Here is a 14868-nt window from a genome sequence, read left to right on the forward strand (position 1 = left end):
TTAATTCGTGTGAATTAAAGTTTATAATTAACCTACTGTTTAATTTTCAAAGTTCATTATTTCATTTACTTAACTCACTTAACTTATTTTGTTTCGTTCGTTTCAGCTTCTTTAGTTTAACAAATCTTTATTTATTTGTCAACCACTTTTTTAAGAAGTTTTTTAACTTATTTTTAAAAACTAATTTAATAAATAAGTTACTTAGATGTTATTTTAAATTTATTAAAATCAACTTCTACTTCTTACCGAGATTTCGTCGAATCTCTTGCGCCTCTCTCAAGGACAAGTAATACTATACCACTATAAAACATATCCGTCAACACTTTTTTTATTATTTTGCAATTTTATTTAATAATTCTTCTGCAACTGTTGGAATAACTGGCTTTTGAGAATGGACTTTTTTAGTTCTAACCATACTTTTATAAAGTTTTATTGTATCTTTACACATATATAAGAATACTTGAATTGATAGAAAACACACACTTATAAGACATAACCAATTTAAAATTTGTAACATTATAAAATCCTCCTATATAATTTTTATTAATTTGTTAATAAAATTCTTGATAGTTCTATTATAATTCTAAAAAAATATTCCTATTTCCTTTACAAAAATTTCTTCTAATTATCACATATTAATATATATTGATATATTTTATTCCATTTTCTAAGTATATTTTTTTAGGTTTATATTGTTATTTTATATTTAGATGTTATTTTTAATAATAATTTAGCCTAAATTTCTTTAATAAAAAAATTCACTTCGTTCATATCGCCAACGACTTCGTCCGTTGCTTTAGTTAATAAGTTGGAAATTATACATTATCCACAAACCAGATAATATATAATTTCCGTAGAATTAAAAAAGAGAATTGATTAATTTCTCAATTCTCCTATTAAATACGATAATATCAGCGCTACAGTATTAACAAGAACGATACTTGCTCCTGTAGGTATTGAATATAAATATGATAATACTATTCCTAAAAAGAAACATACTACTGATACTATTGCAGAACATATTATTACACTTTTAAATGTTTTAAAGTTTCTCATTGATATTAATGCTGGGAATATTATTAAGCTTGATATAAGCATTGTACCCATTATTCTCATACCAACAACTATTGTTATAGCTGTTAAAACAGCAATTATCATATTATAAGCATCGGCTTTTGTTCCTGTAGCTTTTGCAAATGACTCATCAAAAGTAACTGCAAATATTTTATTGTAGAAAAATACAAATAATATAATAACTACTACAGATAAAGCAATACTCATATATACATCTGATTCAGACATTGCTAATATACTACCGAACATATAGCTATATACATCTGTATTCATTCCTTTTGTTAATGCCGTTACAACAACCCCTATAGCAATAGATACTGTAGATATTAAGGCAATTGCTGAGTCACCTTTTATCTTGCTATTTTCACTTAATCTAAGTAGTATAATAGCAGCTACTGTAACTATTGGTGTTGATATATATAGTGGCGCTACATTCATAGCAACAGCTATTGTAAGAGCAGCGAATGCCACGTGTGATAACCCATCACCTATCATTGAGTACCTTTTTAAAACTAAACTAACTCCTAATAAGGCAGAACATAAAGCAACTAAGCCACCTACTATCATTGCTCTAACTATAAATGTATATGACATCATATCACTTAATACACTAATCAATTTGGGCACCTCCTATAAATCTTCTTCCTACTTCACTGTTAGCATAATCTTCTGTATTTCCGAAGAATTTGATGTTCTTTTTTAAATGAAGTATTTTACTTGCATTATTAACAGCAAAATTTATATCATGAGATACCATTATAATCGTAATCCCTTTTTTATTTATTTCTTTTATTAAACTATACATCTCACGTGTTACAGTTGGGTCTAAGCCTGTTATAGGCTCATCAAGTATTATTATCTTTTTAGTTGCACAAAGTGCTCTTGCTAACAATACTCTTTGTTGTTGCCCCCCTGATAATTCTCTAAATGATTTTCTTTTTATATTTTCTATGCCAAGAGATTTAATCATTTCATTAGCTAATTTTTTATCTTTCATAGAGTAAAATGGACTAAATCCTTTTGAATTCAAGCATCCTGATAATACAACTTCATATACTGATGCTGGAAAATCTTTTTGAGCTTGAGTTTGTTGTGGTAAATATCCTATTTCATTTTTATTTAAGCCTTCTCCAAATACAATTTGACCTAATTTAGAGTTTTCTAAACCTAATATAGTTTTTACTAAGGTACTTTTTCCCGAACCATTCTCTCCAACTATACATAAGTAATCACCTTGTTCTATAGAAAAAGAAATATCTTCTAATACTACTTGATTTTCATATTTTACACTAACATCTTTACATTCTATTTGACTCATTTAAAATATTCCTTTCCAATTCATATTTTACTGTAGTGCTGCTTTAAGTGTTTTTATGTTTTCTTTCATAATAGACACATAAGTTGCACCATTTTCAAAGTCTTGTTGACTAAGATTATGAGCAGAATTTAAACACATAGTTTTTACTCCTGTTTCATTTGCTAAAGTATTAGCTACTTTTTGGCTGCTAAGTTCAACATATAATACTACTGGTATATTTTCTTGTCTAATGAAATTAACTAAATAAGAAACAGTTTCTGCTGATGGTTCCATCTCATCACTACATCCAGGGAATGCAGCTTTATAATCAAGACCATACTCTTCTACAAAGTATTTGAATGGGAATCTATCCCCAAATACTAAAGTTTTTCTTTTCGCATTTTTTACTATATCTCTAATTTGTGAATCTATATCTTCTATTTCAGATATATATTGTTTAGCATTTGCATCAAATTTATCTGCATCTTTTTCATCTAATTGATTTAAAACTGTGTTTATTTCTTTAACGATTTTTATAGCATTTATAGGTGATGTCCAAACATGTTCATCGTACTCTATGTCTGTTGTGCTGTGTTCATGTCCTTCATGACCTTCTGCATCTTCGTGGTCGTGGTCTTCTCCATCTTCATGGCTATGATCGTGATCATGCGAATGAGTTGCTACGCCTTCAAGACCTACTGTTTCATCTTCTTCAATTAAATTTACACAATCCTCTAATTTTAAAGTTTTTGTTTTACTCATATCGATAGAATCTAAAATTCCATCTACCCATTTATCATTTTCTCCACCATTGTAAATAAATAAATCTGAGTTTTGGATTTTTCTTATATCATCTGGTGTTGGTTCGTATGAGTGTGTTTCTACACCAGGTTTAATAAGCATTTGTATATCCGCGTTATCTCCAGCAACTGCCCTAGCAAAATCATATTGTGGGAATGAAGTAACGACTATTTGTAGTTTTCCATCATGTTTCTCAACTACTTGTTTATTCTTTATTCCATTTGCAAAAATCATCATAACTCCAGATAACATTACGATAATTAATGCAATAATTCCTATTTTCTTCTTATTCATCTCTATCTCCTATTTTATTTAAGCATTTTTTACATGTTCCATAGAATACAGTTTTTGAACTATCTATTTCAAATCCATGATGAGCACATAAATGTTCTTTTACTGTATTTAAAAAGTTGCAATCTAAATGATATAGTTCTCCACATACTTTGCATTTAAAATGAAAATGATTGTAGCATTTTTCTTCTTTATCTATGTATTGATAACAAGCACATATGCCTTTTTCTATTGTATACTTACGGATTATGCCCTTTTGTTCTAATTCGTCGATATATCTGTATGCAGTAGTTTTTCCAACTGGAGAACCAAATTCTTTTGTATAATCTATTATCTCGTCTACTGTTACATGTCTATCTTTATTATCTACCAAATAATCTAATATTAATTCCCTTTGTTTAGTTTTATATTTTCCTCTATTATTATTGTTCAATTGTATACTCCTCACTTTCATAAAAAACATAATCAAAATATATTTATATATATTTTGATTAAATCGATTCTCATTATCATTTATTCACCAAAAATAATATCAGTTTACTTAAATAGAAACTGATTCCCTATTTCATTTTCAGTTATTTATTATATACCTAGGATATAGATATGTCAAACTTTTCTATATAGTTTTATACATAAAAATAAAAGGATGTCCAAAGTAGGACACCCCTCTATATTATATTAAGATTTAATAAATCTTATTGTTCTTCGTCTTCAGTATTTTTATGAGTTATTGGTTTCATAGTTGGGAATAGTATTACGTCTCTTATTGATGCAGAGTTAGTAAGTAACATCATAACTCTATCTATACCTATTCCTAATCCACCTGTTGGAGGTAGACCAACTTCTAAAGCATTTATGAAATCTTCGTCCATATCACATGCTTCGTCGTCACCTAATTCTTTCTTTCTTAATTGGTCCATAAATCTTTCTTTTTGATCGATTGGGTCATTAAGTTCAGAGAATGCATTAGCTAATTCCCATTTATTTGCAAAAGCTTCGAATCTATCAGTTTTTCTTGGGTCTTCAGCATTTCTCTTAGCAAGTGGAGAAACTTCAACTGGATGATGAGTTATGAATGTTGGTTGGATTAATTTATCTTCACCGAATTCTTCGAAGAATGCATTTATAACTTCTCCTCTTCTCATTCCAGGAGTTATTTCTATTCCTTTTTCTCTAGCTACTGCTAAAGCTTCTTCATCAGTGTTTATAGTATCAAAGTCTACACCAGCGTATTCTTTAACACATTCTATCATAGTCATTCTTTTCCATGGTGGTTTGAAGTCTATTTCAGTTCCTTGGAAGTTAACAACTGTGCTTCCTGTAGCAACTTCTGCCATATGAGCTATAACATTTTCAGTTAATTCCATCATATCGTTGAAGTCAGCATATGCTTGGTACATTTCTATAGCAGTGTATTCTGGGTTGTGGTTAACGTCCATACCTTCGTTTCTGAACATTCTTCCCATTTCGTATACTTTATCGAATCCACCTACTATTAATCTTTTTAAGTATAATTCGTTAGCTATTCTTAAGTACATTGGTATATCTAATGTATTGTGATGAGTTATAAATGGTCTAGCATTTGCTCCACCAGCTATTGTATTTAATATTGGTGTTTCAACTTCTAAGAATCCTCTATCATCTAAGTAACTTCTTAATGCTTTTAAAGCTTTAGTTCTTGTTAAGAATGCTTGTTTTACTTCTGGATTAACTATTAAGTCAACATATCTTTGTCTGTATCTTAAATCTACGTCTTTTAATCCATGGTATTTTTCTGGTAATACTTGTAATGATTTAGATAATAATACTACGCTAGTTGCTTTTACTGATATTTCTTCTTTTTTAGTTTTGAATACAGTACCTCCAACACCTATGATATCACCTATATCATATGTTTTGAACACAGGGTATTCTTCTTCACCTATAGCATCTTTTCTAACGTAACATTGTATTCTACCTTCAGAATCTTGTATATCTATAAATCCAGCTTTACCTTGGATTCTTTTGCTCATTATACGACCTGCTATTTTAACAGTTTCGCCTTCTTTAGCTTCAAAGTTGTCTTTGATTTGCATAGAATAATCAGTTACATCATATTTTGTTTGCTCGAATGGGTTTCTTCCCATATCTATAAGATTTTGTAATTTTTCTCTTCTAACTTTTAACACTTCACTAAGTTCTTCATGTGTTTCTACATTTTGATGTTGGTTTTTACTCATTTGTTCCTCCCCTTCTATCTTCTTATATCTAATACTTTGAATTTATTTGCTCCATCTGGAACTTGTACTTCTACAACTTCACCAACTCTAGCACCTAATAGAGCTTTTCCTACTGGTGATTCATTAGATATTTTTCCTTCGAATGGATCAGCTTCTGCAGAACCTACTATTGAATATTCAATTTCTTCATCGAAATCAAAGTCATATAACTTAACTATAGAACCTACCATTACTATATCAAGGTCTATTTGACTTTCATCTATGATAACTGCTTTTCTTAATTTTTCATCAAGTTTTAATATTTGTTCTTCTAATTTAGCTTGTTCATTTTTAGCTTCATCGTACTCAGCATTTTCTGATAAATCCCCAAATGATATAGCTACTTTTAATCTTTCTGCAACTTCTTTTCTTTTTACTGTTTTTAAGTATTCTAACTCTTCTTCAAGTTTATTGTAACCATCTTGAGTAAGTAACTCTTGTTTTTCTACCATAACTTAACAACTCCTTTTACACTCTATATTTTATAAATTATAACTTTCTTTATATTATTCATTATAATTTTACGTTCTAACTAATTTATGCGCTTTATTATAAGTCACTATTCTGATTGTGTCAAGGACAACTCATTCAGCTTCATTACTACAGATTCACAATCAGTTAATTTATTGATTTCATCTCTAAATCTAGCTGAATTTTTTAATCCTTTTATATACCAACCAATATGTTTTCTCATTTCACGAACTGCTACATATTCTCCATGTTCAGCAACTGCAAGTTTCATATGCTCTATAGCTGTATTTATTTTTTCTTCTGCAGTTGGGTTAGGTAGTATTTCACCAGTTTGCATATAGTGGTTTATTCTTTTGAATATCCATGGGTTTCCTTGCGCACCCCTACCTATCATTATAGCATCGCAGTTTGTTTTTTCTAACATATTTATTGCATCATCTATTTCAAATACATCTCCATTACCTATTACAGGTATTGATATAGATTCTTTTATCTCTTTTATTATATCCCAGTCTGCTTTTCCAGAATAATATTGTTCTCTAGTTCTACCGTGTATTGCTACAGCACTAATTCCAGCTTGTTCAGCTATTTTAGCTATTTCAACAGCATTTACACTATTATCATCCCATCCTTTTCTTATCTTAAGTGTTACTGGCTTTGTAGAATTTTCTACTACAGCTCTCATAACTTCTTCTGCTAATTTAGGATTTTTCATTAAAGCTGATCCATCACCATTTTTTATTACTTTAGGAGCTGGACAACCCATATTTATATCTAAAATTTCATTTGGATGAGAGTTCAATATTTCAGCAGCTCTTCCCATATATTCAGGTTCAGAACCAAAAATTTGGATTGCAATTGGGTGTTCCTCATCTTCTATTTTAGTCATTTTTTTAGTATTTTCATCATTATAGCAAAGGGCTTTTGCATTTATCATTTCTGTATAAAGCATCCCACAACCTTTTTGTTTACATATTAATCTAAAAGGAAGGTCAGTTACACCTGCCATAGGAGATAAAAAAACTCTGTTGTCAAGACTTACATTTCCTATGTTCATTATTGTTCTCCTTTTTATTTAAAAAGTTTTTGTGGACTATATCAATTCATTATTGACCACTTCTAATATATTATTACAAAAAATTAAAATATACTATATGATTTTTGATAAATTTTATTTTTTTACATTTACTTAACCATTTATTTTTCAAAAATACGTATATTTTATGCCTAAAAAAGACTGTCTCTATTATTTTCGAGACAGTCTTTGCTTTTCTATTTATTAATCAAAAAATATGTTTTATTAATCGATTATTTATTCTTTATTTTTTTCGTAGATAAGTTTTAAACCTTCTAGTGTTAAGTCTTTGTCGATATAATCTATGCTATCAGTTTCTGAATCTATAAGTGTTGAAAGTCCACCTGTTGCAATAACTTTTACATCATCATTACCTAACTCTTCTTTAATCATGTTAATTAATCTTTCAACCATTCCTGCATAACCATATATTATACCAGCTTGCATTGCTGATACTGTATTTTTACAAATTGTCATACCTGGTTTTACTAATTCAACTCTAGGTAATTTAGATGCTTCATGGAATAATGCTTCACTTGATATCTTAATTCCTGGACAAATTGAACCGCCTAAGTATTCTCCTTTATCTGATATTGCACAGAATGTAGTTGCTGTTCCAAAATCAACTATTATTGATGGGTATCCGTATTTTTCGATAGCTGCTACTGCATTTACTATTCTATCAGCCCCAACTTGTTTTGGATTATCATATTTTATGTTTAAGCCAGTTTTTATTCCTGGTCCTACTATTAATGGCTCAACTCCACAGTATTTTATACAGAAGTTTTCAAGAGAATGCATAACATCTGGAACCACTGATGATATAATTATATTCTTAACATCTCTCATATTGATTCTATGGTATTCAAATAAGTTATTTATTAATATACCATATTCATCTGAACTTTTTTGATGATCAGTGTTTATTCTCCAACTGTTAGTTAATGTATCTCCTTCATAGATGCCTAAAACCATATTGGTATTTCCAACGTCAAATACTAATAGCATTTATATAAACCCTCTTTCTATTTTTTGCTTTTTCTAATCATAGCCACTGCAACTGCTGATACTAATACACCTGCTACTATTGCTTCTGGTATTCCATTAGCTGTACATATTGCAAGAATATATTTACCTGCATTTCCTGCTTGACCTATTGCTTTCATATATCTATCCGCATATAATACGTAAATTAATCCCATAACTCCTATTGTATTTGTTAGAGATCCAACTACTCCTGCAATGAATCCTGATAAATAAACTCTTTTAGTTAATTTGTGTATTCCTGCATATACATAGTATGCCACTACACCAATTAATATTCTTGGTAATACTGATATAATTGGATTCATAAAACAGAATGATGTAATTGTAGGTTCTGTAAATGCTTTAAATAGACTTGTTAATCCGAATATTAAACCTACTGCTGCTCCAACAACTGGACCTTCTATTACTGCTCCTATTATAACTGGTACATGCATAATAGTTGCTTTAACTGGTCCTAGTGGTATATAACCAACAAAAGGAATCATAGATAATACAATTGATATTGCTGACAGTACTGAGATTACTGCCATTCTTCTAACGTTTAATCGTTTTTGAGTTGATGCTTGTGCTCCTGCGTTCATCATAATATAACCTCCGTTCCAGCTCCATTGGATGCCGGACTTTTAATATTATTTTGTTACATATTTTACCCTATAGTCAGACTTCTTTTTTAAGAATGCCCGCTGTAACAAAATAAATTTTAGCAGTCGACACTTGCGTTGTCAATATTCTCACATTTTTTTGTTAGTTTTTTCTTATAATCAAAAACATGCCTTTTTAGTATATTTTTGGATTATTTTAATCAATTTTATTAAATATCTATTTTACTAATAATTGTTGTTTTAATTCATTATATGATGGTATTTGTTTTACTCCTTTAGCATTTTTAACAGCATTTATTATACTTTTTTCCATAACTTCAACTGCTAAAGAACCTAATAATGTTAAATCTGCTCCTGTTTCTATTTCACCTGTTGCCATCGTAAATATTGTGTCTCCATCATGAGGAGTATGTATAGGGAATATAGCTCTCGCGTATCCATCATGGGCCATTTGTGATATTTTTTTACATTGTGCTTTATCTAATTTAGCATTAGTAGCAATAATTCCTATTGTAGTATTATCTATACTAAATCCGCCTTTTGTTACCCCTTGTTTCATAAGTTCGTAACTATTTAGACAGCTAGTTTTATCATTATTTAATGCTCCTGCTATTACCTTTCCATCTTCATACACATCTCCTAATGCATTTACTGCAACTAAAGCTGATACTACTATTCCATTGTCTAATTTTATAGAATGACTTCCTATACCACTTTTTGTTACAAATTCTGGTCCTCTTATTTTTCCGACACTTGCTCCACATCCAGCACCATAGTTTCCTTGTTCTAAAACTGTTTCACTAGCATTTAAACAAGCTTCGTATCCCATTTGTTTGTCTGGTCTTATTTTATGATTTCCTATTGCTAAGTCGAATAATACCGCACCAACAACTATTGGCACTTTACAAGGCCCTGCTTCAAATCCTATATTTTTTTCTTCTAAGTATTGGCTAACTCCACATGTACTTTCTAAACCAAATGCTGACCCACCAGATAAAACAACAGCGTGTACTTTTTGAATTGTATTTACTGGATCAAGTAAATCTGTTTCTCTTGTTCCAGGGGCAGCTCCTCTAACATCTACACCGCATGCTGCGCCTTCTTCGCATATAACCACTGTGCATCCTGTAAGAGCTTCTTCATTTTGTGCTTGTCCTACTTTTAATCCTTTAACATCTAGTATGTTATTATACATATCCTTTTACTCCTCTTATAGAAACCTCTCCTGATAGTATTTCTTTTATTTCACCATTATTTTCTTTTATAATTAAATTTCCATTTTCATTTATATCTATACATTCAACTAACTCTTTTTTGTTATTCTTTATAAGATATACATGATTCCCTATTATTGCCGAATATTTTTTACATATTTCTAAAGTGCTATCTTTGTTTCCATCTAGTATATAAGCTTTATATAATTTTTCAAACTCTATACAAAATTGTCTAACGATATCAACTCTAGATAACTTATATCCTTCTTTATAAAGAGAAGTAGCTTTCTCTTTTATTTCTTCTGGGAATTCAAGTGTTTTTACATTTATACCAATTCCTATAACAATATAATTTACTCTTTCCATTTCGGCTGATAATTCAGTTAATATACCGCAAATTTTCTTATGATTTAATATGATATCATTTGGCCATTTTATCGATACATCAACACCTAAATTATCTAATGCTTTAATAATACTTGCACCTGCTACTAAAGTTAAAAACGGCGTCTTATATGGCTCAATTTTAGGCTTTATAATTAAGCTCATCCAAATTCCATCTCCTGATTTTGACTTCCAACTTCTGCCCAATCTTCCTTTACCTTTAGTTTGTTGTTCACTTATTATTAAGGTTCCCCCATTAACTTTATTTCCAATTTCTTTAGCATAATCATTTGTAGAACCTACAGTATCCAAATGTATTATATTTTTGCCTATAAATTCAGTGCTAAGATTATGCGATATATTTTCTAGTGATAATATATCATGTGGTCTTTCTGCTAATCTGTATCCCTTTTTATTTACAGATTCTATATTATATCCTTCTTCTCTAAGTGCATTTATATGTTTCCATATTGCTGTTCTAGAAATTCCTAATGCCTTAGATAATTGTTCTCCAGATATAAAGCTATCTCCGCTATCTAAAATAGCTCTTATTATCTTTTCTCTCATAAATACACCCCTTTAAAACTATATATTAATTTCTTATTATCAATTTATATCTTATTTTACATTATATTGTTAACTGTTTATATATAAAATACAATTTTTAGGAAAATTTATCAAAAAAAATAAAGGCTGTTACACAATTAATGTAACAGCCTTTTTATCTAATATTCAAGATTATTTTTCATTATCTAAATCTTTTTTATTTAATTCTACAACAGTGTCTTCTATTTTGTTTTCTACTTGAGTAGTTTCTGTTTTTTTAGTTATATCAACTTTAACTTCTTCTGTAGTTGAATTGTCAGTATCAGATTTTTCAACTAAATCTCCTTTATCTAAAGGAAGTTCTTGATTAAATGCTTTTATAAATTGTTCTGCATCTAAAGTTTCATATGCTAATAAGCCTTTAGCTACATAATCAAGCTCCGCAGAATAGTCAGTTAATATTTTTCTACATTTTGCATATGCAACTTCAACTATATCTCTTACTTCTTTATCTATTTCATAAGCTATTTCTTCAGAGTAATTTTTCTTAGTTGAAATTGAATTTCCTAAGAATACTTCTTCATCACTATCGCCATATACCATTGGTCCAAGTTTTTCACTCATACCGTATTTAGTAACCATAGCTCTTGCTATTGAAGTAACTCTCTCTAAGTCATTAGATGCACCTGTAGATATATCGTCCATTATTAATTCTTCAGCGACTCTACCACCTAATGCCATTATGATAGTTTCTTTCATTTCATTCTTAGTTCCATACATTTGATCTTCTTGTGGAAGAGGTTCTGTAAATCCTCCAGCTCTACCTCTTGGTATTATTGTTACTTGGTGAACTGGGCTTACATGTTCTAATACATGCATACATATAGCATGACCAGCTTCGTGGTAAGCTGTGAGTTTTCTATCTTTTGCACTTATAACTCTTGATTTCTTAGCAACCCCTACCATAACTTTTGTTATAGCTTCTTCTATAGTTTCCATATGAATTTGTTTTTCTTTCTTTCTAGCTGTAAGTATTGCAGCTTCATTCATTATGTTTTCTATATCTGCAGGAGTAAATCCTGGAGTTCTCTTAGCTAATACATCTACTTTTACGTCTTTTGCAAGAGGTTTATTTTTTGAGTGAACTTTAAATATAGCTTCTCTACCTTTTACATCAGGCGCTCCTACTACTATCTCTCTGTCAAATCTACCTGGTCTAAGTAGCGCAGGGTCTAGTATATCTGGTCTATTTGTTGCTGCCATTATAATTATACCTTGGTTAACACCGAAACCATCCATTTCAACTAGAAGTTGGTTTAATGTTTGTTCTCTTTCATCGTGTCCACCGCCAAGGCCAGCTCCTCTTTTTCTACCAACAGCATCGATTTCATCTATGAATATTATCGCTGGAGCATTTTTCTTAGCTTGTTCAAATAAATCTCTTACTCTTGAAGCACCAACCCCAACAAACATCTCAACAAAATCAGAACCACTTATAGTGAAGAATGGAACTCCTGCTTCACCAGCAACTGCTCTTGATAAATAAGTTTTACCTGTACCAGGAGGTCCTACCATAAGTATCCCTTTAGGTATTCTTGCTCCTAATTCAATATATCTCTTTGGATTTTTAAGGAAGTCAACAACTTCGCTTAAATCTTCTTTTTCTTCTTGAAGACCTGCTACATCTTTAAATGTAACTCTAGTCTTTTCATCATCTTTATGAACTCTAGCTTTTGATTTTCCAAAGTTCATAACTTTTCCGCCTCCACCTTGAGACTGATTCATAAATAAGAACCACATTATTACCATAAAGAATATTAATAATAATGTTGGTAGCATTTGTATATACCAAGGTTCAGTTGGTTTTGGTTTACCACTAAATACTAATTTTCCTTCTTTAGATTGCTCTAATACCTCATTTGCAAACTCATCACTCATGACTTCTCTTGGCATATAAGATGTAAATTTTTCTTTTGAATCTTTTATTGTACCTTCTACTGAAGTTGAATCTACAAAACGTATTTCTGATATATTTTCTTCTGTTAAATATTTATATACTTGAGAAAAGTTTAATTCTTTTACTGTTTCTGTCGGTGTACCTGCAAATTCTACTATTGTCACGATTATAATTAAAAGTAACAAATAAAAACCTGCGCCTTTTAAGAATTTGTTCAACAGAAGCCCTCCCTTCATATGTTGTTTTATTTTAAAGCGTTTTAAAGCATACTTTCAGTACTTCTCTTGTGCTTTCGTCAACTTTAAACTTCTCACTTACTCTGTAAGTTCCTACACTTAGTACATCTTCTTCATCTACTAATATAGGTATTCTACATCTTTCTTCTTTTGGAATTTTCATATCGATAAATAAAGTTTTTAGTTTTTTATTTCCTACAGAAATATTTATCTTATCCCCTGCTTTTCTAGTTCTTACATTTAAGTCCCCCTTTATTTTGTCTGCATCAAACCATTTATTATCTTTGTTTTCTCCTTTAGTGATGTTGTATTTTTCAATACTCATTGTTTCTGTTTCTACAAGTGTTCCCAATTCTTTTATTTTTACAAATCCATTCTTAGGGACTTTGTAACAGAATTCAATTTCTTCACTAATTATTTCTTTTATAGTAATTATTATACTATTTTTCTTTCTATATACAAACAAACCTCTTGGAAGATTTAATTTTTTCCCTACTTTTTTTTCTGGTTCCAGTTCAATAATCTCCAAGATATGTTTTTGGTCTATAAAATTAGTATCTCCTAAAACATATTTAATCGCATATCTAAGAACTCTATATTTTATTGAATTATGTAAGTCTACAAATAAATCTACTGGTATTTCTATGCTTTCATCTGATATAGAACATATTTCTTCAAATTTCATAAGTGCATTTGATTCAATATAGTCACTATCTTCTTTTATGCTACTAGTCATTCTTACTATAGACTTTATTACATTTGAATTAAAGTTTTCTTGCATATATGGGATTAGTTTTAATCTAATTTTATTTCTTGTATAGATTGGATCTAGATTGGTTTGGTCTATTCTTGGATTTAGATTATATTGTTCACAGTAATCTTCAATTTCGCTTCTTTCTATGTCTAATATTGGTCTTATTATAACGTTATCTCTTATATACTCAATTCCTCTTAATCCTTGAAGACCAGTCCCTCTCATAATTCTCATAAGTATTGTTTCCGCTTGGTCATTTTCATTATGAGCTATTGCTATTTTATTAGCATGAGTTCTAGTCATGATTTCATAAAACATCTCATATCTTAATTTTCTGGCACCATCTTCAATAGATAATTTATTTTCTTTGCAGTATTTTGGAACATCAATTGATTTAACAAAATACTTTATACCCATCTCTTCACACAATTGTGTTACATATAATGCGTCTTTTTGTGCCTCAAGACCTCTAATTTGATGGTTTAAATGAGCAGCATAAATTTCTATATCTAATGTTTCTTTTAATCGATTTAATATATGTAGAAGACAAACTGAATCCGGGCCGCCAGAAATCCCTAATACAATTTTATCTCCTTTTTCAATAAGATTATGTCTATTTATTGTATCGAGTACCTTTTCAAATATCATATTCTATCCCTTTTAAATAATTCTTAATTTATTTTCATGTTTAATTTAATAAATATATTAAAAACTATTTTTAAATCCTTTCAAGCAAAATTTAAACTTACAATTGTTTATATATTTTCTATAAAAAAATATTAAGTCCTTGTATGTTTTTGCAGATTAAATAAAATTAACTATAATACATATAATAACAAATAAATTAAACAAAAGGTAGTA

Annotated in this window: 14 protein-coding genes; all 14 read right to left on the minus strand. The window is 29.7% G+C overall.

All coding sequences use genetic code 11. From position 1 onward, the window contains the following. Positions 1-331: 331 nt before the first annotated feature. Positions 332-517 (minus strand): hypothetical protein, encoded by a 186-nt coding sequence (locus RDX53_RS11925; protein WP_295763739.1) that lies wholly within the window; start codon positions 515-517, stop codon positions 332-334. 359 nt (positions 518-876) lie between these two features. Next, the gene (locus RDX53_RS11930; RefSeq protein WP_195930539.1) at positions 877-1692 is read right to left on the minus strand and encodes a metal ABC transporter permease; all 816 of its coding nucleotides are present in this window, start codon (positions 1690-1692) and stop codon (positions 877-879) included. Then, on the minus strand, positions 1685-2392 hold the full coding sequence (locus RDX53_RS11935) for a metal ABC transporter ATP-binding protein (RefSeq protein ID WP_195930542.1): 708 nt from the start codon (positions 2390-2392) through the stop codon (positions 1685-1687). Before RDX53_RS11935 ends, RDX53_RS11930 begins: the two co-directional genes overlap by 8 nt. A gap of 27 nt (positions 2393-2419) precedes the next feature. Then, the gene (locus tag RDX53_RS11940; protein WP_295676929.1) at positions 2420-3466 is read right to left on the minus strand and encodes a metal ABC transporter substrate-binding protein; all 1047 of its coding nucleotides are present in this window, start codon (positions 3464-3466) and stop codon (positions 2420-2422) included. Next, positions 3459-3896 carry a Fur family transcriptional regulator gene (locus RDX53_RS11945; RefSeq protein WP_195930546.1) on the minus strand — a complete coding sequence of 146 codons (438 nt, stop codon included), beginning with the start codon at positions 3894-3896 and terminating at the stop codon, positions 3459-3461. Before RDX53_RS11945 ends, RDX53_RS11940 begins: the two co-directional genes overlap by 8 nt. A gap of 262 nt (positions 3897-4158) precedes the next feature. Beyond that, on the minus strand, positions 4159-5682 hold the full coding sequence (gene lysS / locus RDX53_RS11950; protein WP_307994231.1) for a lysine--tRNA ligase: 1524 nt from the start codon (positions 5680-5682) through the stop codon (positions 4159-4161). A gap of 14 nt (positions 5683-5696) precedes the next feature. Continuing rightward, a complete protein-coding gene (gene greA / locus RDX53_RS11955; RefSeq protein WP_195930551.1) occupies positions 5697-6173 on the minus strand; it encodes a transcription elongation factor GreA in 477 nt (158 codons plus the stop codon). Positions 6174-6280: 107 nt separating this feature from the next. Beyond that, positions 6281-7249, minus strand: a complete 969-nt coding sequence (dusB, locus tag RDX53_RS11960) for a tRNA dihydrouridine synthase DusB (RefSeq protein ID WP_195930564.1) — start codon at positions 7247-7249, stop codon at positions 6281-6283. 255 nt (positions 7250-7504) lie between these two features. After that, on the minus strand, positions 7505-8275 hold the full coding sequence (locus RDX53_RS11965; protein WP_195930567.1) for a type III pantothenate kinase: 771 nt from the start codon (positions 8273-8275) through the stop codon (positions 7505-7507). A gap of 17 nt (positions 8276-8292) precedes the next feature. Beyond that, positions 8293-8898, minus strand: a complete 606-nt coding sequence (locus RDX53_RS11970) for an ECF transporter S component (protein WP_195930570.1) — start codon at positions 8896-8898, stop codon at positions 8293-8295. A gap of 235 nt (positions 8899-9133) precedes the next feature. Beyond that, positions 9134-10111, minus strand: a complete 978-nt coding sequence (locus tag RDX53_RS11975) for a P1 family peptidase (RefSeq protein ID WP_195930574.1) — start codon at positions 10109-10111, stop codon at positions 9134-9136. Next, the gene (locus tag RDX53_RS11980; protein WP_295779184.1) at positions 10104-11081 is read right to left on the minus strand and encodes a biotin--[acetyl-CoA-carboxylase] ligase; all 978 of its coding nucleotides are present in this window, start codon (positions 11079-11081) and stop codon (positions 10104-10106) included. The genes RDX53_RS11975 and RDX53_RS11980 overlap by 8 nt, the downstream gene beginning before the upstream one ends. A 171-nt stretch (positions 11082-11252) precedes the next feature. Beyond that, positions 11253-13235, minus strand: a complete 1983-nt coding sequence (gene ftsH, locus RDX53_RS11985; protein WP_279325555.1) for an ATP-dependent zinc metalloprotease FtsH — start codon at positions 13233-13235, stop codon at positions 11253-11255. Between the two features lie 31 nt (positions 13236-13266). Further along, positions 13267-14655 carry a tRNA lysidine(34) synthetase TilS gene (gene tilS, locus RDX53_RS11990; RefSeq protein ID WP_195930609.1) on the minus strand — a complete coding sequence of 463 codons (1389 nt, stop codon included), beginning with the start codon at positions 14653-14655 and terminating at the stop codon, positions 13267-13269. Positions 14656-14868 lie beyond the last annotated feature (213 nt).

Source organism: uncultured Intestinibacter sp., assembly GCF_902468165.1.
Classification (GTDB): Bacteria; Bacillota; Clostridia; order Peptostreptococcales; family Peptostreptococcaceae; genus Intestinibacter.

Excerpts from the sequence above, each read along its gene's own strand:
- RDX53_RS11935 (WP_195930542.1), bottom strand. The coding sequence starts at position 2,392 with ATGAGTCAAATAGAATGTAAAGATGTTAGTGTAAAATATGAAAATCAA.
- lysS (WP_307994231.1), bottom strand. The coding sequence starts at position 5,682 with ATGAGTAAAAACCAACATCAAAATGTAGAAACACATGAAGAACTTAGT.
- RDX53_RS11940 (WP_295676929.1), bottom strand. The coding sequence starts at position 3,466 with ATGAATAAGAAGAAAATAGGAATTATTGCATTAATTATCGTAATGTTA.
- dusB (WP_195930564.1), bottom strand. The coding sequence starts at position 7,249 with ATGAACATAGGAAATGTAAGTCTTGACAACAGAGTTTTTTTATCTCCT.
- greA (WP_195930551.1), bottom strand. The coding sequence starts at position 6,173 with ATGGTAGAAAAACAAGAGTTACTTACTCAAGATGGTTACAATAAACTT.
- RDX53_RS11965 (WP_195930567.1), bottom strand. The coding sequence starts at position 8,275 with ATGCTATTAGTATTTGACGTTGGAAATACCAATATGGTTTTAGGCATC.
- tilS (WP_195930609.1), bottom strand. The coding sequence starts at position 14,655 with ATGATATTTGAAAAGGTACTCGATACAATAAATAGACATAATCTTATT.
- RDX53_RS11970 (WP_195930570.1), bottom strand. The coding sequence starts at position 8,898 with ATGATGAACGCAGGAGCACAAGCATCAACTCAAAAACGATTAAACGTT.
- RDX53_RS11975 (WP_195930574.1), bottom strand. The coding sequence starts at position 10,111 with ATGTATAATAACATACTAGATGTTAAAGGATTAAAAGTAGGACAAGCA.
- RDX53_RS11925 (WP_295763739.1), bottom strand. The coding sequence starts at position 517 with ATGTTACAAATTTTAAATTGGTTATGTCTTATAAGTGTGTGTTTTCTA.
- RDX53_RS11980 (WP_295779184.1), bottom strand. The coding sequence starts at position 11,081 with ATGAGAGAAAAGATAATAAGAGCTATTTTAGATAGCGGAGATAGCTTT.